Origin of the sequence: Winogradskyella sp. ECml5-4 (assembly GCF_036903175.1) — a bacterium.
GTDB lineage: Bacteria > Bacteroidota > Bacteroidia > Flavobacteriales > Flavobacteriaceae > Winogradskyella > Winogradskyella damuponensis.
On sequence record NZ_JAYJLF010000001.1, the window covers coordinates 65544 to 88466 of the forward strand.

The window sequence follows — 22923 nt, forward strand, 5'->3', positions numbered from 1 at the left end:
GGTCGTGATATGAAGTACATTTACTCATGCTTACTGCTATGCTTATGTCTATTGGGCAATGCGCAAATTACAATTACTGGAACCGTCACCGATGCCGTTTCAAACACACCTTTACCGTTTGTAAACATCTCATCTAACAATGGCAATGGAACAACAACAGACGAGCAAGGCACATATAGCATTGTCGTCAACTCAAGTACCGAACAACTTACTTTTTCCTTTTTAGGCTTTAAAACCCAAACCATTACTGTTGGTAATACAACTATAATCAACATTGCACTTGAAGAAGACTCGGCTGCTTTAGACGAAGTGGTCATTACTGCTTTAGGTTTAGAACGTGACACTAAAGAATTGGGTTACGCAGTTCAAGCCATTTCTGCTAAAAAATTAACGGAAGTAAAAACGGTGAACTTTCTAGACAACCTACAAGGTAAATTAGCCGGAGTTACCGTAACGCAAGGTGCCACAGGTGTTGGTTCTTCTTCCAAAATTACGATTCGAGGCGAAGCGTCCTTTTCTAACAACAATCCTTTATTTGTTTTAGATGGTGTACCAATAAATAATGAAACGGTTTTTAATTTCACCAATGAAGCTGCAGCCGGATTTCAAGAAATTGATTTTGGTAATGGAGCCATGGAAGTTAATCCTGATGATATTGGCTCTGTTACCGTTTTAAAAGGTCCAAGTGCCGCAGCATTATATGGCACAAGAGCGTCCAATGGTGTTATTGTTATTGAAACCAAAAACGGCAAAAACAAAAGAGGTTTAGGTATTAGTTTTAATTCCTCTCTTTTTGTGGAAACAGCATTTAGACTACCTGATTTTCAAAATTCGTATGGTCAAGGAAATTCGGGTCAGTTTGAATATATTGATGGACTTGGCGGCGGCATTAACGACAACATCACCTATTCTTGGGGACCACGATTAGACACGGGTTTGTTAATTCCGCAATTTGATAGTCCTGTGCAATTACCAAATGGCACTTTTGTTAGAGGTGGAGATACTGCGCTTTATGATGGTTTAGAAATCACAGCAACACCTTTTAAATCGAATCCAGATAACTTGAAGGATTTTTATGAAACAGGTATTACAACCATTAATAATATTTCAGTTTCTAATGGATTTGATTCTGGTAACTACAGATTATCATTCACCGACTTGAGAAGTGAATCGATTATTCCTGGCGTGAATTTAGACCGCCAAACCATTGCTGCTAAATTAAACTTTCAACCAAGTGACAATACCGAAATCAATTCATCTTTTAGCTACATAAATTCTAGTAGCGACAATAGACCATCCAATGGTTACGGAAGTGAAAACGCGAATTACTCGTTAGTAGCTTGGGGACCACGTTCTTTAAATATTGAAAATCTTAAAAATTATTGGCAACCGGGTTTAGAAGGCACACAACAATATTCTTTTAACTACACGTTTTTTGACAATCCGTATTTTATCTTAAATGAGAACACCAATTCCTTTAATCGCGATCGTATTTTTGGAAATCTATCCATTACACAAGAGCTGACTAAAAACTTAAGTGTTTCCTTAAGAACAGGGATGGATTATAGTACTGAAAAGCGTGAATTACGCAGAGCATACAGTAGTAATCGTTTCAGTAATGGTGCTTATGCCGAGCATGATGTAATGTTTAGAGAGATTAACACCGACTTTCTCATCAACTACAACAATCAGTTTGAAGACTTTTCACTTGATGTTTTTTTAGGTGGAAATAGGTTGAACCAAACCGCATCGACTAAACAATCGCAAACGGTTAATTTAGCACAACCCGGAATTTACAATTTAAACAATGCAGCATCACCAATTGAAGTTTTTCAGTTTGAAAGTGAAAAGCGAATTAATTCATTTTATGGTATTGCAAAACTGGGTTATAAAGATTATCTATTCTTAGATATTACGGGAAGAAATGATTGGTCTAGTGCTTTAGCTACACCTTTTTCCGTGGATGGCACTTCGTTCTTCTACCCTTCTGTGTCATCGAGTTTTATTTTATCTAATATTACGGAATTGCCAGACGTATTTTCGTTTGTAAAACTTAGAGCAAGTGTGGCACAAGTTGGAAATGATACTAGCGCTTACCAAACTTCAGGTGCTTTTGTATCGCAAACCCCTTATAATAGTCAACCCACATTTAGCGATCAAAATTTTATCCCAAATGCCAACTTAAAACCAGAACGCACCACCTCTTATGAATTTGGTACAGACTTACGTTTTTTTGAAAATAAATTGCGATTAGACGTTACCTATTACAATGCCAATACCGAAGACCAAATTATTTCTTTACCTGTGGCTATTTCTTCGGGCTACAATCAGCAAGTGGTTAATGGCGGAAACGTAAATACGCAAGGTGTGGAAATTATTTTAGGGATCACACCTATTCAAACCGATCATTTTAATTGGAATAGCACTTTTAACTTCGCAACGAATCGTTCTGTAATTAAAGATTTACCGCAAGCCGATGGCAGATTAACATTGGCTTACAGTAGAATTTATGATAGCGCCAACCAAACCGTTTGGTTTCAAGTGGAAGAAGGAGGACGTGTTGGTGATTTCTATGGAACAGGTTATGATAAAAACGACAATGGCGAATTTTTAATTGATGATGAAGGTCGATTTATCGCAGATAATGATTTAAAAAAATTAGGAAATTACAATCCTGATTTCACTTTAGGCTGGAGTAACAATTTCAATTATAAAAATTGGAGTATGAGTTTTTTATTCGATTGGAGACAAGGAGGCGAAGTCGTTTCTAGAACACGTGCTTTAGGAAATGTTGGTGGTCAATTAGCCGAAACCAGCTATAGGCCAGATGCTGGAATTGTAGCGCAAGGTGTTAATGTAAATACAGGACAAGCCAATACTGTAGCGGTTTCGGCAGAAAGTTATTACCGGCAATTTTATGATAGAAATCACGAAGAGAACAACGTTTACGACGCTTCCTTTTTAAAACTACGTCAATTCGCTATTGGCTATACCTTCAATATAAAAGATGGTTTTTTAGGATTGAAAGAAGGTGCTGATTTAAGTCTTTCCTTAGTTGGAAATAATCTATTTGCAATTACTGAGAATCCGCATTTTGACCCAGAACAATTAGCGGTTCAAGGGAATGGTTTTGTAAGTGGTGTGGAAGACATGAGTTATGCGACCACACGAAGTATTGGTTTTAAAGCTGGATTTAATTTCTAGTTCTCACAACAACGGGAATCTCAAGAATAGTGAACAAAATAATAGGCTTCCCTTTTTTAAGGGAATGAAAATAAAATTTTCAATGAAAAAAATTATATATATCGTTTCGGTTTTAAGCTTGATTTTTACCACAAGCTGTACCAAAGATTTTGAAGACATCAATACGAATCCAAATGCACCAAGTTCTGTTCAGCCTAGTTTATTACTGCGACAAGTGATTTACGATTTTGGCGAAAACATGAGCTATGAAGGTTTTGTTGCAGGTGACTTATTAGCGCAACACAGAACCGCTTTAGATTTTAATTTATTTGATAGACATGCGCTAAAATCACCACAATTGGGTGGTAATCCTTGGCCTATTTTTTATACCAATTTAAGAGATAATGAGATTATTCTCAACCAAGCCAGAACCACAGAAACCTTTGCTGTTTATGAAGGTCCTGCTTTGATTTTAAAAGCGTATATGGCGGCTGGGTTGACGGATTTATTTGGAGACGTTCCTTATTTTGAAGCTTTTAATGGTGTTAACGGTACAGTAACACCAGCATATGATTTGCAAGAAGAGATTTACCTCAATGAAAACGGCATTTTAGATAACTTAGATAAAGGCATTGCGGCTATTGAAGCCTATACGGATGTGATTCCGTTAGAAGGTGATATTTTATTTAATGGCAACTTAGACGCTTGGATAAAATTTGCGAATGCTTTAAAAATTAAACAATTGGTGCGTATTTCTGATAAAATTGATGTTTCTAATGATTTACAATCCCTTTTTGATGAAGGCAACTATATCACTTCCAACAGTGAAAATGCTATTTTCAATTTTACCAATACAGACCCAAACAGTTTTAGGTTAGCACAATTACGCATTGGTGATTTCAACAATTTTGTCTTATCCGAAACAATGGAAACAATTTTAGTCGGTTTGAATGACACACGACTTTCAAGTTTATTCCGACCATTTTCTAATTCAACTGCCAATGAATTTAATGGTTTATTAAATGGCATTGATGCCTCATCAACCTCAATTGCCTTAGCTAATTATTCTTTAGCAAGTACTGCTTTTCGAGAAGACACCTCAACCTTAGACGCTAATTTTATTACCGCTTGGGAAGTGCAATTTGCCTTAGCTGAAGCGGCTGCCAAAGGCATTATCAACGCAGATGCACAAACGCATTATAATACTGGAGTCACTTTAGCTTTCGAATATTGGAACACAGCATTACCTGCAGACTACCTCACTGGTCCTGCAGCTTATAATGCTTTTGGGTCAAATCCAATAGAACAAATCTTAACGCAAAAATGGATAGCTAATGTTATTAATGGTTATGAAGGTTGGATAGAATACCGAAGAACAGGTTTCCCCGAACTACAAACCATTTCAGCAAGTTTAAACAATGATTTAATTCCGATTAGAATGCCTTATCCTGCTGAGGAAGCCGCTTTAAATTTTGAAAATTACAGTGTTGCAGCAACCGCAACAGACAACAATAGTATAAACGTACCGGTTTGGTGGAATGAATAAACACACATGGATATAATTAACTGGCAATGGACCTTGATAATCGTATCGAGTTTACTACTCTTTCTATTATCACCATTAGCAAAAACTACAGACGAATTTTTTAAGGCGGTTCATAAAAAGAAAGCACCTAATAGTTTAGTGCTTACAGGAAGTCTTATCATTTCTTGGATTTTTGCCAAGAGCATTACCAACGCCGCCAACTTAGGTTTAGACTTTGGTATTGTTGGTGGCGTTGCGTATGCTGGTTATTATGTATCCTTTGCTGTCGCTGGTTTACTAATTTACAAAATGCGCGTTGTTGGTGGATTTAAAAGTATTCATCAGTTTTTAACCACCAAATTTGGAAAAGAAGCCATGGCTTTATTTTCTATATTGATTGCCATCAGGTTGTTTAATGAAGTGTGGAGTAACACCATGGTTATTGGTAGTTATTTTGGCGAAACAGGCAGTTCCAATTATTATTGGGCGATTATTGTTTTTACCATTTTGACTCTAGCGTATGCGATAAAAGGAGGCTTAAGCAGTTCTATTTTTACCGATGTCATTCAAATGGTATTGTTCAGTATTCTACTTATAGTAATTTTATGGAATATCTTCTCTATAGAAACCTTTAGCGTTACTGATGTCGTAACCTCTGGTACGTGGAGCTTTGAATTGGGTTTGAATTTATTTTTCGCTGCCATTATTCAATCGTTTAGTTATCCGTTTCACGATCCGGTTTTAACGGATAGAGCCTTTATTAGTTCACCAAAAGTCACCCGAAAAAGCTTTTTATGGGCAAGTTTATTAGGTGCTATTTGTATTATACTATTTAGTGTTATTGGCGTCTATGCACAAACCCAAGGTTTTAAAGGTCAAGCCGCTGTAGAAGTCGGAAAAGCCTTTGGCGTGGTTATTTTATTAGTCATTAATTTTATAATGATAACCTCAGCCGCATCAACATTAGACTCTACCTTTTCATCGTTTTCAAAATTATTGGCGATTGATTTAGGTATGGTTAACGATATTAACTTTGGAAGAGCATCCATGGCAGCTATTGCTATATTAGGTACATTGCCTGTTTTTCTTGAAGCCGAAATTTTATCCGCAACCACCATATCTGGCACCATGGTTATTGGTTTAACACCCATCTTTCTGTTTTGGAACATTAAAGTACCCAAAATGAGTTTCTATTTGAGTGTTATTACCGGATTAATATTTGGATTTATCTTGATTTTTAATGTGTTTCCGGAAGCCTTAATTTTTACAGAAGGCAAGTATGCCGATTTACTTTGGGTGAATATTTGGGGAATTTTAAGTTGTAATATTTTATATTTCATACCGAAATGGATAAAAACATAATTGACATAGGAAAATTATCAGGTAAAGTACTACTCTTTGGTGGTGTTTACAGTAATCTTCAAGCACTTGAAGCACTAATTGCTGTGGCAGAATCTGAAGGTATTCCACCTGAAAATTGTATTTGCACTGGCGATATTATAGGCTATTGCGCACAACCTGAAGAAACCATTCAGACCTTCAAAAACTGGAATGCCAGAAGCATTGTTGGTAATGTTGAAATACAATTACGTGATGATGAAGATGATTGCGGATGCGATTTTAGAGAAGGTTCGCGATGCGATGGTTTTTCGCAACAATGGTATCCGTATGCGAAGAGTAAACTCTCTAAAGATTCACTTAACTATCTTGAAACGCTTCCAGATTATATAAAATTCACACTTGGAAATCAGAAGGTGACTGTTGTACATGGTTCGTATTTTAATGTTTCAGAATTTATTTTCAAATCGACAGCTTGGGCTACTAAGCAATCTAATTTTGAAGCTACAGAAAGCGATATCATTATTGCTGGCCATTGTGGTTTACCTTTCAAACATAAAAACAATAATAAACGTTGGATAAATCCTGGTGTCATTGGTATGCCTGCTAATGATGGAAATCCCAATGTTTGGTTTGCTATTTTGGATGACTTGACAAAACCTTTGCAGGTAAATTTTCGTAAGTTAGACTATAACCATACGCTCACTAACAAATTAATGCTAAACGGATTACTTCCAGAATCTTATGCAAAAACGATCGTTTCAGGGATTTGGGACAACATGGAAATTTTACCTGAAGTCGAAAAACAGCAGCAAGGAAAACCACTAGAACTGTAAGGTTAACCAAATTATTTATACTAATCACAAATGCGAAACCTCATTATCTTATCGTTTTTACTCTTAAGTTGCTTTGGAAATAGCCAAGAAACCCTTCATGAGTTATTGAAAATTCATAATAAAGAGCGTATTCCTTATATTTCTGTTCAAGAATTGGCCATGCCAAAAACGAATGCTATTCTACTGGATGCCAGAGAATTTAAAGAATACAATGTAAGTCATATTGAGGATGCTATACATGTTGGCTACGATAATTTCGATTTAGATACTGTTATAAAAACACTGCCTGATACAACATCAACTATTGTTGTATATTGTTCTGTTGGTATTCGATCTGAAGACATTGCAGAACAACTTAAAAAGAAAGGCTACACTAATGTTTACAATTTATTTGGTGGTATTTTTGAATGGAAGAACAACAATTTTCCCGTATATAATTCCGAAGAAAAGGAAACAGATCACGTACACGCTTACTCTAAAGACTGGAGTAAATGGTTATTAAAAGGCATTAAAATCTATGAATAAATCACTTGTTATTGTGTTTGTCAAAAACATAAAATTAGGAACTGTAAAAACAAGACTCGCTAAAACCATTGGCGATTTTGGTGCGTTTGAAGTGTACACCGAATTGGTAAAAATCACAGAAAAAGCAACTCAGAAATTAGACATAGATAAACGCATTTATTTTTCTAATGCTATTGTAGATGACCAATGGAAAGGTGAATTTAAAGCGGTACAATATGGAGCTGATTTAGGTGAGCGCATGCTTAACGCTTTTAAAGATGGATTTGATGCTGGCTATAACAACATCGTATTGATTGGTTCTGATTTACCAGACATTCATTCTACACATATAAAAAATGGATTAGAGGCCTTAAATACGAGTGAAGTGGTTTTTGGTCCAGCAGAAGATGGTGGTTATTATTTAGTAGGCATGTCTAAATTGAATACCGAAATTTTCACCAACAAACCATGGAGTCAACCCAATTTATTTCAGTTAACGTTACAAGAGTTACAGAGTAATCAAATTTCAGTTGGTATCTTGGACACTTTAAACGATATTGACACCTATGAAGACTTAATTGCTTCAGACTTTTATAAATCGAACATCAAATTACAAGAAAAAATACAGCAACTCAATGATTAACCAAATAACAGAAAGCACAGCATATTTACAAGGCAAAGGCTTTGATCAACCCGAAATCGGCATCATTTTAGGTACCGGTTTAGGACAATTAGTTGATGAAATTGAAATCATAGCCGAAGCAAGTTATAATCACATTCCCAACTTTCCTACAGCAACCGTAGAGTTTCATAAAGGCAAACTTATTTACGGCATTTTAGAAGGTAAAAAGGTAGTTGTTATGCAAGGCCGTTTTCATGTTTATGAAGGTTACACGTTACAAGATGTAACGTTTCCGGTAAGAATTATGGAAAAACTAGGTATAACAACCTTATTGGTTTCTAATGCTTCCGGAGCCATTAATCTCAATTATAAAAAAGGAGAATTAATGCTTATTGACGATCATATTAATCTTCAAGGAGGTTCACCTTTAGCGTTTAAAGGCGTTTCAGAATTAGGAGAACGTTTTGCAGACATGAGTGCACCTTATGATGCCGAAATTAATGCGAAATTTGAAAGCATTGCTAAAGCACACAATATAACGTTACACAAAGGTGTTTATACTAGTGTGGTTGGCCCTCAACTTGAAACACGTGCCGAATATCGCATGTTAAAAATCATGGGGTCTGATGCAGTTGGCATGAGTACGGTTCCTGAAATTATTGTGGCAAATCACCTGAATTTAAAAGTTGCTGCCGTTTCTGTATTAACAGACGAATGTGATCCAGATAATTTAAAACCCGTTGATATTTCTGAAATCATTGCTATGGCCGAAAAAGCAGAACCAAATATGATTACGCTTTTTAAAGAGCTGATTAAGACCTTATAAAAAAAAGACCTGCAAGGATTTAAAAACCTTGAAGGATAACAAAAGACATTCCTGCCTACTCAGGAAGCACCTATGGAAAAGTATATAGACCTCATTAAAAATTCCTATTCAGGATACTGGAATTACCTCAAATACGAACTCATTGACCTCAATCATTGGGACAACTTTTTTTATGGTCTTATCCTTATTTCTGTTTTAGTTTGGATTCTTGAAATTGCATTTCCTTGGAGAAAAGAGCAAGCCTTATTCCGAAAAGATTTTTGGCTAGATACATTTTACATGTTTTTCAATTTCTTTTTGTTGAATCTTATCGTTTTTATTGCTTTATCTAATACGGTTTCAGAACTGTTTAATGATGTTTTAGGTCTTATTGGACTATCTGTTTCTAGCTTTCAACTTTTTGATGTTGATGAACTCCCTAAATGGTTAGGCTTATTTATCTTTTTTATTGTTTCAGACTTTGTACAATGGAATACGCATCGGCTTTTGCACCGTTTTGAATGGTTATGGAATTTCCATAAAGTGCATCATTCTGTAAAAGAAATGGGCTTTGCCGCACACTTACGTTACCATTGGATGGAACCTGTGGTTTATAAATCTATACTTTATATTCCTATTGCTATCATTGGTGGTTTTGACGCACAAGATGTGGCTATTGTTTATTTCTTCAGCATTGCTATTGGTCATCTTAACCATGCTAATTTGGGTTGGGATTATGGCTTTTTAAAATACATTTTTAATAATCCTAAGATGCATATCTGGCATCATGTAAAAGAATTACCGGAAGATGTAAGGTATGGTGTAAACTTTGGACTAACGTTAAGTCTATGGGATTACATTTTTAAAACCGATTATATACCACACGATGGTAGAGATATTGAACTCGGTTTTGAAGGTGATGAAAATTTTCCTAAAGATTTTTTAAAACAAGAATTGTATCCTGCGTTTTCAAAAAAACAGGACATCAAGAGTTCAGAATAGTAAATCTAACACCTAAAAACACCATATATGAAATATTTATCAGCCTTAATTGTCACCTTAATATTTACGTTATCGTGTAGTGGATTGCAACAAACAACTCAAGATAAAGCTATAGAAACAAATGCTTCTGAGCTTGTTTTTACAGAACAAAAAAAAGACAATAATTCTACTAAAATAAGCTTAGGGGAAGATGGTAGCATCAGTGATGATGGCATTTCAGTAACTACAGAGCTTATTTATACGGAAGCTTTTGATCATACTATTTTTAATGCATTGTTAAAAAAGTATGTTTCAGAAAATGGAAATGTAAATTATAAAGGTCTTAAAGCTGAATCAAAAACTTTACAGCGTTATATTGATTTATTAAAATTATACCAACCTAATGATGATTGGACTAAGAACGACAAACTCGCTTACTGGATTAATGCATACAACGCTTTAACCATAGATTTAATCCTCAGAAATTACCCAACAAAAAGTATAAAAGATATTAAAGATCCTTGGGATCAGCGTCTTTGGAAATTGGGTGATACTTGGCAAAATCTAAACGATATTGAGCATAAAATACTAAGAAAAATGAATGAACCTAGAATTCATTTTGCTATTGTTTGTGCTTCTGTATCGTGCCCAAAACTTCAGAATACAGCATTTACAGCTTCAAACTTAGATGCACAATTAACCCATGCTACAAAAGAATTTTTAGCGGATACGTCTAAAAACGAATTGTCTAAAGACAACATCAAGATTTCAAAAATATTTAAGTGGTTTAAAAAGGATTTTGAGCAAGATGGTAGCTTAATTGATTTCTTAAATCAATACTCAGACATTACCATTTCAGAATCTGCTAAAAAAAGCTATACCGATTACAATTGGAATTTAAATGATTAAAACTACGATCATTAATTTATCGTAAGTACTGTATGATTAGTATAATTATTCCTGTTTTAAATGAGGCTGATACTATTAGCCGTTTGTTAACACATTTAATAGAGAATTCGTCGTCTAAGAACATTTCTGAAATTATAGTGGTTGATGGAGGTAGTACAGATGGTACTTTGGACATACTTAGACCTGTTAGGCTTCAAGAACCTGACAGGTCTGAAGTGAATTCAAACCAATCAAAAGGTCTCGACTGCACTCGACCAGACATAAAGTTACTATCTTCAGACAAAGGCAGAGCAAAACAAATGAATTTGGGTGCAAAGCATGCAACTGGAAGTATTTTATATTTTCTTCATGCCGATTCTTTTCCACCTAAAGATTTTGATCAATTTATTCTAAATGAAGTTCAAAAAGGTAATCAAGCAGGTTGTTTTAGAATGCAATTTGACAGTAACCATTGGTGGTTACGTTTAGCCAGTTGGCTTACCCAATTTTCTTGGCGTGCTAGTAGAGGTGGCGACCAAAGTCAGTTTATTACAAAAACACTGTTTAACGATATTGGTGGTTATAACGAGAACTATATTATCTACGAAGACAATATTCTGATTAATGAATTGTATGCCCGGAATGAATTTACAGTCATCAATAAAAAATTGACAACCTCAGCACGACTCTATCGTAAACATGGTGTTTGGAAACTACAATACCATTTTTGGACAATTTATGTAAAAAAATGGTTTGGTGCGTCTGCTCAAGACCTACTCTATTATTACAAAAAAAATATTTGTTAAGTATTGCTTACTTTTTCTTATTTCGTCCTATTTCATTTGGATACAAATCCATTAGTTTATCACTTTGAAAAATGGCTTTTGTATCAATATCTATAGCAGATAATTTCCCTGTAAAGGTGGCTCCTGTATCAACATTCCAGACATTAGCACAATGCATTGGTTGGTCTTCACCAAAATTAATGGTTGGTGTATGACCAATATAAATTTCAGAATAATGCTTTAAGCGATTAGGATAACGCACTGATCCTTGTTTGATATTTTTATCTAGCGTTAATGCCATTTCCCAAAGCGTTCTATCAAAATAGAAGTTTTCTTTATGTAATTCGCGCTCCACACCATGCATAGATGTAAAACCAGCATGAAGAAATAAGCGATTTTCAGCATCAATGTGATATAAGGCCATAGCGTCAAAAAAATCGAGATGTATTAGTTTTTCTTCTTTAGAAAATGCCTCATAACTTTCAATAGTTTCTTTTCCTCCGTTATTAAACCAAATATCATTTACAACACCCGAAGCCAACCAATTTTGACACCATACATCATGATTTCCTTTTATAAAAATACAGGTATTGGTTTTAGACAACTCAATTAAATATTGAATGACTTGAGCCGATTGACTCCAACCATCAACATAATCTCCTAAAAAAATCAATGTATCCTCTGAGCTAACGTTTGCTCTTTCTATAATTTGAATTAAACCTCTTAATCCTCCATGTATATCTCCTACGGCTAATATTCGCATTTTATTTCTATTTTTATTAAAGTTGACAGTTCATTTTAATTAAAATGACTCTTAAATATTCTTAAAGTTGTTAAATTTAAGATAAATCTTACTTAATAAAAGTTTAAATCGGGTTTATAAAATCCATCAATCTTATACTTTGGCTGTAAATCAACCAATCAATCCTTCATCATGAAAATCAATCAAATCATCATTGCGATTATCCTATGCATAGTGTCGCAATCTTACGGACAGGAAACTTTTTCTTCAACATTATTAGACGCAAAAACAGAACAACCCATTCCTTTTGCAACTATTCAATTTAACTCAAAAACAGGTGTTATTAGTAATGATAATGGGGAATTTAATATTACAATTAAACGTGCTATTAGAGCAACAGACTCATTAATGATAAGTTGTTTAGGGTATGAAGAAAAACGAATTTCACTATTTAACTTCAACAATTCTCCTATTTATTTAGAATCAAAATCTGTGGATTTATCGGAAGTGCTAGTCACCAATAAAAATTACACCATCGACGAAGTTTTAGATAAAATAAAAGAAGGCTTAACGGTAAATTACGACTTCAGCTATAACAAACGTAAACTCTTTTATAGGACATCCTATTATACTGAAATGGACAAATACGATGTGAGTTTAGAAAAATCGACCATACCAGAATTCAACCAGCAATTCATAGATAGTTTGCTTCATATAATGCCTAAAAACAATAGTAATCACACTGAAATTTTAGGTGAGATCTACGGTGAAATTGAACCAAAGGCCTCTCAAAAAATGGAGATTCTAAAAGCTTGTCGTTTATATGATAAATCTAAAGACATTAACCTAGATAATTATGAAAAACGTTTTAATGACATCTTTAAAAAGTATGTAAAACGCGATTCGTATTTTAAAATAAAATCGGGTTGGTTTAGTGTAAAAGAGGAAATGGATTCTTCATTATTTGGAGATACAAATAAAAAAAATGAAGCCGCTACAGATGCCTTACTTGCCGAACAAAAGAAAAGAGATTCTATTCGTAAAATTGGCTTTTTACATTGGCGAAAAATGATGATTCATAATTTTGAAAACAACAACTTTATTGATGAAGATAATGATCTTAACTTTATTCATAAATCGAGACGTTATGAATTTGAAATTGCAGATTATGCATATATCAATGATATGTTTGTGTATGTGATTCCGTTTAAGCCCAAACGCAGTGAAGACTTTTCTGGTACCATGTATGTGAATACTGAAGATTTTGCAGTTGTAAGAGTTGATTATAAAAATGTAAAACCACTAAGTAAGTTTTCTCTTCTTGGCATTTCCATGAAAAAATACTTAAAGGAAGGCACAATCATCTTTCAAAAAAATGACAATGATAAATACACTTTAAAATACAGAGATGAGTCTTTAGGCGAACGCGTTGGCATTAAACGACCTTTTAAAATTGTAGAGAAAAATAAAAATGTAAAAGGCAGACGTAAACAAAATGAATTAAAAGGAGACATTCACTTTATCGTTAGAAATATTGAAAAAACAGAACTTGTAGTTTTTGAAACTGATGCCATATCTGAATCAGATTTTAAAAATTTCAAAGAAAAATCACTTGTTACTCCAACCCAATTAAACCAATACGATCCTGAGTTTTGGAAGGGTTATAATATTATTGAGCCTAATAAAGCTTTAAAAGAATTTAAAGCCATTGATATGGAATAATAAACAAGAACAATACATTGGGATAACAAAACAAGCTTCGAGCAGAGCTCTTGCTTGTTTTGAGTCTCGTTAAAAATACTGCCCTATTCCAAAGACAATACCATTATTCGCTTTTTTTCCTATTCCAACACCATAATCTATACGAAAGACAGCATTAAAAATACGCTTGTGAATAAACCGAACACCTAAACCAGTGAATGCGCTTGCTTTTTCTCCTTCAATTAAATCTCCGAGATTACCACCTGGCTCTTGCCACGTACCAGCATCGATAAACGCATTGGCTTGCATGGCAAACCATCCTTTTTCTAGTATTGTATGTCTATATTCTGTATTTAATACTACAGAGGCCGTACCTCTATCAATGGTATTTCCAACTCCTCTTAAGTTAAGTTGATTATCTAATGCAAATGGTGCAAATGGAGTTGTATCATTAGTAGCATATCCTAAACGAAGTCTATTAGCCCAATTTCCTTTATTACCAATACGTTTAAAATATTCAAAATCGTTTCTACCAATAAAAAAATTACGTAACAATGCGTTGTCACCATTAGAATGCAATGTAAAACTGTAAGTAAAAACACTTCTAAACCCATCTATGTATTGATACTCATTGGTAATATTGTTATGCTCGTACTCACCAACAACCCTTACCCTATCGACACCTAATTTTTCTGGAATGCTTTGAGGTAGATTTCCGCTCAAATAATTATAATCTTCATTAGCGACGTTTATACCAATTTCGAATCTATTCTTAAAATTATGTTCATACATCAATCTTAATTCAAAGGCACTACTTGTGGATTTATAATTAACATCACGTCCATCTTCAAAAAAGATAGGATCTTGTAATACATTGTTTTGGTAATTAATACCGACTCCTAATTTTCTTGTAAATAAATTGGGTGCCTCCCAATAAAACCCATAAGAATCAAACACATTTCTCGCATAAAACCCACCCAATATTTGGTTTTGCCCAAGAAAGTTAAAATCGAAAACAGATGTTCTAAATGCAAAATCATCATTATTATCTTGAGATACATTTAGCCCAGGAATAATAGCAAAATTTTCAACAATCGTATAGATAAGTCTGTAGTTTTCATCTTCAATTTTTTCTAATTTTGACGAGGCACTAGCAACAGAAGCTAACAACTTAAAACGTCTTACATCTGCAGCTATTATAGTAGAATCTACTGTGCTTCCTCTTTTTACAAAAGCTAAACGTTTTAAAAACTTAGTCTTAGTACGTTTATTGCCTTCAATTTCAACCTCAGCAATGACGATATCTTGTGAATAGCTTAAGCATCCTAAACAAAGTATTACTATAAATAATATTAATTTTAAGTTCATACATATTAGTAATTGAACTCTCAGACGTTAAATATTTTATAGCATTACAAAACTTTAAATTAAAACTGACTATAATGCGCCTTTATAATGTCTTCAACGGGCTTATTCTGTGGAGTAAACTGATTGTCTTCTAATCCTCCAGCTTTATTATGTTCTATAAACCATTTCCATAAATAACCACCAGCAAACCAATCTTCTTGCCATACGGCTTCAAATAGAGCTTGGGTGGCATTGTTTTGAGCTTCAAAATTCACAGAAGTCATAGAACGATCATAGCGCCAAGGTTCTTTAGCAGAATAATCAACACTTCTATAACCAAACTCTGTAAATAAAATAGGTCGGTCTAATTTTTCAGAAAATGCTTTTAAACCTTGTGTGTGTTTTTCCCAACCTTTTATACAATCTTCAATTGTTGGTGTTTGCATATCGCTCACCGGAAAATAAGCATCAATGCCTACATAATCTAATTCTGACCAAAACGGTGTGGTCCAGAATTCATCCCAATTAGCAGCGTAAGTTAGTTTCCCTGAATAAACCGCTCGAATCTCCTTAATTAATTGCTGCCAATACTCTGGTCTATTTTTAACAAATTCTTCAAGTTCAGTGCCAATACAAAACACTTCTACGTTTACCTCTTCTGCCAATTCTGCATATTCAAGAATAAAACTAGAGTATGAGGACTCTAATAACTTCCAATCTGCTTCAGTATTCATTTTTAATAAACCTGTAAATTCACCATGCCAAATCCAAATTTGAGGTTTTATCATCACCTCAATATGGTCTTTATGTAACGTTTTTATGTATTGTTTAGCACCAGCTCTAGTCTCTCCAAACCATTGACGCTCTGTATTATGAATTATTTCAGGATGATTAACATCTTTTATAAAACCAAAAGGCATAATAGCTGCAGCATTGGCATTTATATTAACAACCGGTTTGGTATGTGTACTATCAATAGCATCCCTAGCCGCAACAAAACTGACACCATTTATTTTTAAAGGCTTGTATTTTGCAGCAGCACAACTTATAACAATGATGCTTAAAAGGAAGTAAAAAAGATATCGCATACTATAAAATTATGCCTAAATTTAAAGAAATTCGACTAATAGATTAAGGTTTTAACAAAAGCTTCGACCTATAGTCCATATCAACAACCTCAATTATATGGAACACATCGTTATTATTGGCAACGGCATTTCTGGAGTTACGCTTGCAAGACACGTCAGAAAACTATCCGATAAAAGAATAACTATCGTCTCAGCCGAAGCCGATTATTTCTTCTCTCGTACAGCATTAATGTATGTTTATATGGGACATATGAAGTTTGAACACACACAACCTTACGAGAATTGGTTCTGGAAAAAAAACAGAATTGAACTCAAAAAAGGTTACGTAAAACAGGTTGAAACAGCAACTAAAACACTTCATTTTGCCGAAGGTGATACGCTTCAATACGATAAATTAATTATTGCAACAGGAAGTAAACCCAATAAATTTGGTTGGCCAGGACAAGATTTAAACGGTGTAATGGGCATGTACCACAAACAAGATTTAGAAAATCTAGAAGTACATGCACCCAATAATGAGGTATGCAAACGTGCTGTAATTGTTGGTGGTGGATTAATAGGTATTGAATTGGCTGAAATGTTGAATAGCCGAAGTATTCCTGTAACATTTCTTGTTAGGGAAGACAGCTTTTGGAATGGTGTATTGCCTAAAGGAGAAAGTGAAATGATTAATAGGCACATTAAAAATCATCATATCGATTTACGACTTTCTACAAATCTGAAAGCCATTAACTCAGACGATAATGGCAATGTAAAATCGGTTATTATTGAAGAAACCGGCGAAGAACTAGAATGTAATGTGGTTGGCTTAACTGCAGGAGTTACACCAAATATTGATTTTTTAAAAGATTCTGATATTGAAATAGGACGTGGTGTTAAAGTGAATCGTTTTTTAGAAACCAACATTCCAGATGTCTATGCTATTGGTGATTGTGCCGAACAGCATGAAGCCATTGGAAACCGAAGACCAATTGAAGCCGTTTGGTACACTGGTCGTATGATGGGTGAAACCTTAGCACAAACCATTTGCGGAAATAAAATGGAATACAAACCAGGCCATTGGTTTAATTCTGCTAAATTTTTAGATATCGAATATCAAACCTATGGTTGGGTATTTGGCGAACGCGGACGACCAGAATACGAACAACATTTTCATTGGAAACATGAAGACGACACCAAATGTATAACTGTTGCTTACGATAAAAATACCCATAAATTTTTAGGTATTAACACCTTTGGAATTAGAATGCGCCATGACGTTTTTGATCAATGGCTTACTGAAAAACGCGATGTAGATTACGTGATGAATCACCTCTCTGAAGCCAACTTTGATCCTGAATTTTATTCAAGATTTGAAAACGAAATTTTAAAAGCCTACACTAACCAGTTACAACCAGTATAAAAATGAGCAATAAATTAAACCATAGTATGTCTTTAGCAAAACCAGATGCTTTAGATATTAATAACAAACAAAAAGTAGCTCTTGCCATAGGTGTTATTGGCTTATTTATTTTAGCCTTAGCGCTTTTTAATACTAATTTTCCCAATAAAGGTTTATTTCTTACACTGTCGTTAGGATCTATAATTGGCGGTATTATCATGTATTCTAGAGAAGCTTACCTTACAAAACTAGAAGGCATAAAGAATGATGGTGTTTGGTTTAAATCTATTTCCTCTCGTGGAGTTTGGGGTTGGATTGTTGGTGTGATTTTAACCACCTTCTATATTGTACTTTATTTCTTTCCTAAATATCTAGGTTTAGGTACTGACGGAGCAGAAAACACGGGTTTAATTAGTTTATTTGATCCTTTGAGTCAACTCTTGAGTGGCAGAAATGCGAGCCAATGGTTTGTTTACGGCACCTTGTATACCGTTGCTATTTTAGCTTTTGGATATAAATTTATTCTAAAATACAGACATAATCGTTACCAACAATTACGTACCGTTTCAGTGATGTTTTTTCAATTGGGTTTTGCCTTTTTGATTCCTGAATTTATGTACGTTATGAACAACGATTTACCATACTACGACCTTAAAAGTATATGGCCTCTTAATTATTACATTTTTGATGAATGGTCTGTAAAAGGATTTTTATCTAATGGAAATATTGGCTTGGCGTTACTCATATTTGGTATCCTATCCATCTTTGTTATAACTCCAATCTTAACCTATAAATATGGAAAACGTTGGTACTGCTCTTGGGTTTGTGGTTGTGGCGGATTAGCAGAAACTGCTGGTGATTCTTTTAGACAATTATCGTCTAAAAAAATGTCGGCTTGGAAATTAGAACGTTGGTTAATCCATACCGTTTTAGTATTTTCTATTGTAATGACTGTTGCCATGGTGTACACCTACTTAGGCTATGATAAAAATGATTTTTGGCTAACCAGAGGTGTTTTTATAAGCTTAGTCATTGGCTTTTTAACTTTAGTATTTGCCGCAGTGATGTTCTTTAAACGACAAGAATTAGGAAAAGATGCAAAATACGGAGCTATAGGATTTTTTATTGTCATTGCTCTTTTATTGATTATGCATTTTACAGGCACCACAGATCATCTATTTTATATTAAAGCTGGCGCCTTAAGATCTGCTTATGGCATTTATATTGGATCCATTTTTTCTGGAGTTATTGGTACAGGATTTTATCCCATTTTAGGAAACCGTTCTTGGTGTCGTTTTGGTTGCCCTATGGCAGCAATTCTTGGATTCCAACAGCGTTTGTTTTCAAAATTTAGAATTACCACTAATGGTGGCCAATGTATTTCTTGTGGTAACTGTTCTAACAGTTGTGAAATGGGTATTGATGTAAGACACTATGCGCAAAAAGGAGAAAACATCGTACGCTCTAGTTGTGTTGGCTGTGGTATTTGTTCTGCTGTTTGTCCAAGAGGTGTTTTAAAATTAGAAAATGACTCTATGAAAGGACGTATTAATCCAACAGAAGTCCTTTTAGGAAACGATGTTGATTTAATGGATTTAGTAAATCAAAAATAAGAAGATTACTTTTGCACTTTCAAATACACTAAATGCCCAACATAAAAGTTATTATTCCTGCTTATAACGAAGAAGAATCAATTCCTCTCGTCATAAAAGACATACCTTCTATTGTCAATGAAATTATTGTGGTTAGTAATAATTCTACTGACAACACTGAAATTAACGCCAAAAATGCAGGTGCAACAGTTTTAGTCGAAAACAGAAAAGGTTATGGTTATGCGTGCTTAAAAGGCATGGATTATATTTCTAAACTAGAAAAAAAACCAGATATCGTTGTTTTTTTAGATGGTGACTACAGTGATTACCCCGAAGAATTAACAAAAATCATTCAACCTATCTTAGAGGATGATATTGATTTTGTAGTTGGTGCTCGTGTTAAAGAATTACGAGAAGAAGGCTCTATGACCTCTCCGCAAATTTTTGGTAATTGGCTAGCAACAAGCTTAATGGCCTTGTTTTTCCGCTCAACATTTACAGACTTAGGCCCCTTTAGAGCCATCACATACAAGAGCCTTTTAGGCTTAAATATGGAAGATAAAACATATGGTTGGACTGTTGAAATGCAATTAAAAGCTTTAAAACAGAAATTAAACTATAGGGAAATTCCTGTTAATTATAGAAACAGAATAGGTGTCTCAAAAGTTTCAGGAACGATAAAAGGTGCTATCTTTGCAGGCATAAAAATCTTAGGTTGGATTTTTAAATACAGTTTTAAAAAATGATTCTCGAATCAATCGTTATTGTTATATACACCATTGCCATTGTACTTATATTTATGTACGCTTTGGCGCAACTAAATTTACTTTATAATTATTTATCTTCGAAAAAGAAAAGGCAAGATTGTGAAACCTTTGATTTTTCCAATTCTGAAGAAATTCCTTTCGTTACCATTCAACTTCCCGTATATAACGAAATGTATGTAATGAAGCGTTTATTAGATAATATTGCGCTTTTAGAATACCCAAAAGATAAATTAGAAATTCAAGTTTTAGATGATTCTACTGATGAGACTATTGCAACTACAAAAGCACATGTAGAGCAGTTGGCCAAAACAGGTTTAGATATTACACATATTACGAGAACAGATAGAAGCGGATTTAAAGCTGGTGCGCTTAAAGAAGGTTTAAAAATAGCTAAAGGTGAGTATATTGCTATTTTTGATGCTGACTTTTTACCACAACCTAACTGGTTAAAACGTACCATTCCTTATTTTAAAAATGAAAAAATTGGTGTTGTACAAACACGTTGGGGACATATTAATAGAAATTATTCTTTATTAACCAAAATTCAAGCTTTTGCTTTAGATGCTCATTTCACTTTAGAACAAGTAGGTAGAAATAGCAAAGGCCATTTTATAAATTTTAACGGCACCGCTGGTGTATGGAGAAAAACTTGCATTATAGATGCAGGTAACTGGGAAGGTGACACCCTTACTGAAGATTTAGATTTAAGTTATAGAGCACAACTAAAAAACTGGGAATTTAAATATTTAGAAGATGTAGAAACTCCAGCTGAATTACCAGTTGTTATTAGTGCTGCACGTTCTCAACAATTTCGTTGGAATAAAGGTGGAGCAGAAAACTTTAGAAAAATGCTTTGGCGTGTTATAAAGTCTGATAATATTTCTACAAAAACAAAAGTTCACGGTTTACTACATTTATTAAATAGTACAATGTTTTTAAGCATATTCACAGTGGCTATTTTAAGTATTCCAATGTTATATATAAAAAATGAATATGCGCATTTAAGAAACTACTTTTATATTATGAGTTTCTTTGTAATGAGTACTATTATTTTCTTTGTGTGTTATTGGTTTATGTACCGTAATATTTATGGTAGTGGTTTTAAAAAATTCTTTAGTTATATAGGAATGTTTTTCACCTTTTTCTCTATCGCCATGGGCTTTTCTTTACATAATTCTATTGCTGTAATCGAAGGTCATATAGGCAAACGAAGCGAGTTTGTAAGAACTCCTAAATTTAATATTAGCACTATTAGAGATTCATGGAAAGGCAACAAATACATTATAAAAAAGATGTCTCCTCATGTTATTATTGAAGGTATTTTAATGCTTTATTTTGCTTTTGGTATGTACAGTGCATTTGTGGTTGGTGACCAAGGTGGTGACTTTGGATTGTTTCCGTTTCACTTAATGCTATTTATTGGCTTTGGGTATGTATTTTTTAAATCACTAAGTTCTAAAGTGTGATTGCGCTTTGGAAATATCACAAAATTCCATTTCTATTTTTTATTATTAGTAGTGCTTTCTATGCTTGGTTTGCGTATGATTTAATGCGTTGGGACACCATAGAACTATTACTAATTTACATTACTCTCTTTTTTTTAGCTTTTCAAATAATTAAGAAAACCGGTTTTAACTTTAAACTTTTAGTTGGTTTTTCTATTCTGTTTAGATTGCTATTTCTTTTTGCTATCCCTAATTTATCTCAAGATTTTTATCGCTTTATTTGGGATGGCCGTATGATTTTAGAAGGTTTTAACCCTTACCTATACACACCAGATTCTTTTATTAATAATCTAAAATTCCCTATAAATCAAGCTCAAGAATTGTACAATGGCATGGGAAGCTTAAGCTCCTCTCACTTTTCTAATTATCCTCCTTTAAATCAATTTTGTTTTGTTCTGGCCAACCTATTACCAGGAAAGAGTATTCTAAGCTCAGTTATTGGATTAAGGCTCGTTATTATAGCAGCTGATCTTGGCACACTATATTTTGGAAAGAAACTTTTAGAACGCTTAAAATTACCTTCAAGTAGAATATTTTGGTACATTTTAAATCCGTTTATTATCATAGAATTAACAGGGAATCTTCATTTTGAAGGTGTCATGATTTTCTTTTTCATTTGGTCATTGTATTTATTACTCTCTGGAAAATGGAAATGGGCTGCTGTGGTTTTGGCTTGTTCTATTTCTGTAAAATTAATTCCACTAATGTTGTTGCCCTTATTTTTTGGATGGTTTACATCTAATACCATAGATAAACAAAATAATACATTAGGATTCATAAAATTAATTACATTCTACGCCATTGTAGGAGCAACTACATTGCTATTATTCTTACCGTTCTTTTCTATGGAATTTTTGAATAACTACTCAAAAACTGTTGGACTTTGGTTTGGAAATTTTGAATTCAATGCTAGTGTTTATTATCTAGCAAGAGCCATTGGTTATGCTATAACGGGTTATAATGAAATTGCCATTATTGGAAAAATTCTACCCTTAATTTCAGTACTTATTATTTTAGGATTTACATTCTTTAAAAAGCATACTAATTTACCAAACTTAATAACCTCAATGCTTTTAGTACTTACCCTATACTTTTTTTTAAGCACAACTGTTCACCCATGGTACATTGCAACCTTAATAATATTAAGTGTTTTTACCAATTATAAATTTCCACTAGTTTGGTCTTTGGTAATTGTACTAAGTTATTTGGCCTATTCTAATACTAACAATTCTGAAAATTTATGGGTTATTGCTTTAGAATACAGTATTATAATTTCCGTTTTTGTTGGGGAAGTTTTAAAACAAAAAAGACTGCAAGTTTCCTAGCAGTCTTA

Annotated in this window: 19 protein-coding genes; 16 read left to right on the forward strand and 3 right to left on the reverse strand. The window is 33.8% G+C overall.

Translation table 11 applies throughout. The annotated features are described in order from the left end of the window. The first annotated feature begins 9 nt into the window (after nucleotides 1-9). From VDP25_RS00245 to VDP25_RS00290, 10 genes are all read left to right on the forward strand, one after another. Nucleotides 10-3204, forward strand: a complete 3195-nt coding sequence (locus VDP25_RS00245) for a SusC/RagA family TonB-linked outer membrane protein (protein WP_334465304.1) — start codon at nucleotides 10-12, stop codon at nucleotides 3202-3204. Between the two features lie 82 nt (nucleotides 3205-3286). Continuing rightward, nucleotides 3287-4729: a SusD/RagB family nutrient-binding outer membrane lipoprotein gene (locus tag VDP25_RS00250; protein ID WP_334465308.1), complete on the forward strand. Its 1443-nt coding sequence runs from the start codon at nucleotides 3287-3289 to the stop codon at nucleotides 4727-4729. Nucleotides 4730-4735: 6 nt separating this feature from the next. Then, complete coding sequence (locus tag VDP25_RS00255; protein ID WP_334465311.1) at nucleotides 4736-6070, forward strand: sodium:solute symporter family transporter; 1335 nt, start codon at nucleotides 4736-4738, stop codon at nucleotides 6068-6070. Continuing rightward, on the forward strand, nucleotides 6055-6882 hold the full coding sequence (locus VDP25_RS00260) for a metallophosphoesterase family protein (RefSeq protein WP_334465313.1): 828 nt from the start codon (nucleotides 6055-6057) through the stop codon (nucleotides 6880-6882). The genes VDP25_RS00255 and VDP25_RS00260 overlap by 16 nt, the downstream gene beginning before the upstream one ends. A 30-nt stretch (nucleotides 6883-6912) precedes the next feature. Next, a complete protein-coding gene (locus VDP25_RS00265) occupies nucleotides 6913-7407 on the forward strand; it encodes a rhodanese-like domain-containing protein (protein ID WP_334465315.1) in 495 nt (164 codons plus the stop codon). Then, on the forward strand, nucleotides 7400-8029 hold the full coding sequence (locus VDP25_RS00270) for a TIGR04282 family arsenosugar biosynthesis glycosyltransferase (protein WP_282030517.1): 630 nt from the start codon (nucleotides 7400-7402) through the stop codon (nucleotides 8027-8029). The genes VDP25_RS00265 and VDP25_RS00270 overlap by 8 nt, the downstream gene beginning before the upstream one ends. Then, complete coding sequence (locus VDP25_RS00275; RefSeq protein ID WP_282030516.1) at nucleotides 8022-8834, forward strand: purine-nucleoside phosphorylase; 813 nt, start codon at nucleotides 8022-8024, stop codon at nucleotides 8832-8834. Before VDP25_RS00270 ends, VDP25_RS00275 begins: the two co-directional genes overlap by 8 nt. Nucleotides 8835-8906: 72 nt before the next feature. Continuing rightward, entirely contained in the window at nucleotides 8907-9815 is a 909-nt protein-coding gene (locus tag VDP25_RS00280) for a sterol desaturase family protein (RefSeq protein WP_282030515.1), read from the forward strand. Nucleotides 9816-9842: 27 nt separating this feature from the next. Beyond that, nucleotides 9843-10703, forward strand: a complete 861-nt coding sequence (locus tag VDP25_RS00285; protein ID WP_334465325.1) for a DUF547 domain-containing protein — start codon at nucleotides 9843-9845, stop codon at nucleotides 10701-10703. A gap of 32 nt (nucleotides 10704-10735) precedes the next feature. Further along, entirely contained in the window at nucleotides 10736-11488 is a 753-nt protein-coding gene (locus VDP25_RS00290) for a TIGR04283 family arsenosugar biosynthesis glycosyltransferase (protein WP_334465329.1), read from the forward strand. 7 nt (nucleotides 11489-11495) lie between these two features. Here the strand turns inward: VDP25_RS00290 and VDP25_RS00295 are convergent, their stop codons facing one another. Then, nucleotides 11496-12230 (reverse strand): metallophosphoesterase family protein, encoded by a 735-nt coding sequence (locus VDP25_RS00295; protein WP_334465332.1) that lies wholly within the window; start codon nucleotides 12228-12230, stop codon nucleotides 11496-11498. A 171-nt stretch (nucleotides 12231-12401) separates the two neighbouring features. Here VDP25_RS00295 and VDP25_RS00300 point away from each other — a divergent pair, with 171 nt between their 5' ends. Then, complete coding sequence (locus VDP25_RS00300; RefSeq protein WP_334465335.1) at nucleotides 12402-13931, forward strand: carboxypeptidase-like regulatory domain-containing protein; 1530 nt, start codon at nucleotides 12402-12404, stop codon at nucleotides 13929-13931. 69 nt (nucleotides 13932-14000) lie between these two features. Here the strand turns inward: VDP25_RS00300 and VDP25_RS00305 are convergent, their stop codons facing one another. Beyond that, the gene (locus VDP25_RS00305; RefSeq protein ID WP_334465338.1) at nucleotides 14001-15278 is read right to left on the reverse strand and encodes a hypothetical protein; all 1278 of its coding nucleotides are present in this window, start codon (nucleotides 15276-15278) and stop codon (nucleotides 14001-14003) included. A gap of 59 nt (nucleotides 15279-15337) precedes the next feature. Beyond that, complete coding sequence (locus VDP25_RS00310; RefSeq protein WP_334465341.1) at nucleotides 15338-16345, reverse strand: glycoside hydrolase family 113; 1008 nt, start codon at nucleotides 16343-16345, stop codon at nucleotides 15338-15340. Between the two features lie 97 nt (nucleotides 16346-16442). Between VDP25_RS00310 and VDP25_RS00315 the strand changes: the two genes are divergently transcribed. From VDP25_RS00315 to VDP25_RS00335, 5 genes are read left to right on the forward strand one after another with little or no spacing between them, the layout of a single operon-like run. Next, nucleotides 16443-17747: an NAD(P)/FAD-dependent oxidoreductase gene (locus tag VDP25_RS00315; protein ID WP_334465344.1), complete on the forward strand. Its 1305-nt coding sequence runs from the start codon at nucleotides 16443-16445 to the stop codon at nucleotides 17745-17747. Between the two features lie 2 nt (nucleotides 17748-17749). Continuing rightward, nucleotides 17750-19339 carry a 4Fe-4S binding protein gene (locus VDP25_RS00320; protein WP_215927109.1) on the forward strand — a complete coding sequence of 530 codons (1590 nt, stop codon included), beginning with the start codon at nucleotides 17750-17752 and terminating at the stop codon, nucleotides 19337-19339. Between the two features lie 32 nt (nucleotides 19340-19371). Further along, nucleotides 19372-20064 (forward strand): glycosyltransferase family 2 protein, encoded by a 693-nt coding sequence (locus tag VDP25_RS00325; RefSeq protein WP_334465348.1) that lies wholly within the window; start codon nucleotides 19372-19374, stop codon nucleotides 20062-20064. After that, nucleotides 20061-21551, forward strand: coding sequence for a cellulose synthase family protein (locus VDP25_RS00330; RefSeq protein ID WP_282030506.1), 1491 nt, complete (start codon nucleotides 20061-20063; stop codon nucleotides 21549-21551). Before VDP25_RS00325 ends, VDP25_RS00330 begins: the two co-directional genes overlap by 4 nt. Next, on the forward strand, nucleotides 21548-22915 hold the full coding sequence (locus tag VDP25_RS00335) for a mannosyltransferase (RefSeq protein WP_334465351.1): 1368 nt from the start codon (nucleotides 21548-21550) through the stop codon (nucleotides 22913-22915). Before VDP25_RS00330 ends, VDP25_RS00335 begins: the two co-directional genes overlap by 4 nt. The last annotated feature ends 8 nt before the right edge of the window (nucleotides 22916-22923 follow it).

Bases quoted from the DNA above. Each gene is read 5' to 3' on its own strand.
- VDP25_RS00245 (WP_334465304.1), top strand. From the start codon at position 10: ATGAAGTACATTTACTCATGCTTACTGCTATGCTTATGTCTATTGGGC.
- VDP25_RS00250 (WP_334465308.1), top strand. From the start codon at position 3,287: ATGAAAAAAATTATATATATCGTTTCGGTTTTAAGCTTGATTTTTACC.
- VDP25_RS00310 (WP_334465341.1), bottom strand. From the start codon at position 16,345: ATGCGATATCTTTTTTACTTCCTTTTAAGCATCATTGTTATAAGTTGT.
- VDP25_RS00320 (WP_215927109.1), top strand. From the start codon at position 17,750: ATGAGCAATAAATTAAACCATAGTATGTCTTTAGCAAAACCAGATGCT.
- VDP25_RS00300 (WP_334465335.1), top strand. From the start codon at position 12,402: ATGAAAATCAATCAAATCATCATTGCGATTATCCTATGCATAGTGTCG.
- VDP25_RS00305 (WP_334465338.1), bottom strand. From the start codon at position 15,278: ATGAACTTAAAATTAATATTATTTATAGTAATACTTTGTTTAGGATGC.
- VDP25_RS00275 (WP_282030516.1), top strand. From the start codon at position 8,022: ATGATTAACCAAATAACAGAAAGCACAGCATATTTACAAGGCAAAGGC.
- VDP25_RS00295 (WP_334465332.1), bottom strand. From the start codon at position 12,230: ATGCGAATATTAGCCGTAGGAGATATACATGGAGGATTAAGAGGTTTA.
- VDP25_RS00290 (WP_334465329.1), top strand. From the start codon at position 10,736: ATGATTAGTATAATTATTCCTGTTTTAAATGAGGCTGATACTATTAGC.
- VDP25_RS00330 (WP_282030506.1), top strand. From the start codon at position 20,061: ATGATTCTCGAATCAATCGTTATTGTTATATACACCATTGCCATTGTA.
- VDP25_RS00260 (WP_334465313.1), top strand. From the start codon at position 6,055: ATGGATAAAAACATAATTGACATAGGAAAATTATCAGGTAAAGTACTA.
- VDP25_RS00270 (WP_282030517.1), top strand. From the start codon at position 7,400: ATGAATAAATCACTTGTTATTGTGTTTGTCAAAAACATAAAATTAGGA.
- VDP25_RS00255 (WP_334465311.1), top strand. From the start codon at position 4,736: ATGGATATAATTAACTGGCAATGGACCTTGATAATCGTATCGAGTTTA.
- VDP25_RS00325 (WP_334465348.1), top strand. From the start codon at position 19,372: ATGCCCAACATAAAAGTTATTATTCCTGCTTATAACGAAGAAGAATCA.
- VDP25_RS00285 (WP_334465325.1), top strand. From the start codon at position 9,843: ATGAAATATTTATCAGCCTTAATTGTCACCTTAATATTTACGTTATCG.
- VDP25_RS00265 (WP_334465315.1), top strand. From the start codon at position 6,913: ATGCGAAACCTCATTATCTTATCGTTTTTACTCTTAAGTTGCTTTGGA.
- VDP25_RS00315 (WP_334465344.1), top strand. From the start codon at position 16,443: ATGGAACACATCGTTATTATTGGCAACGGCATTTCTGGAGTTACGCTT.
- VDP25_RS00280 (WP_282030515.1), top strand. From the start codon at position 8,907: ATGGAAAAGTATATAGACCTCATTAAAAATTCCTATTCAGGATACTGG.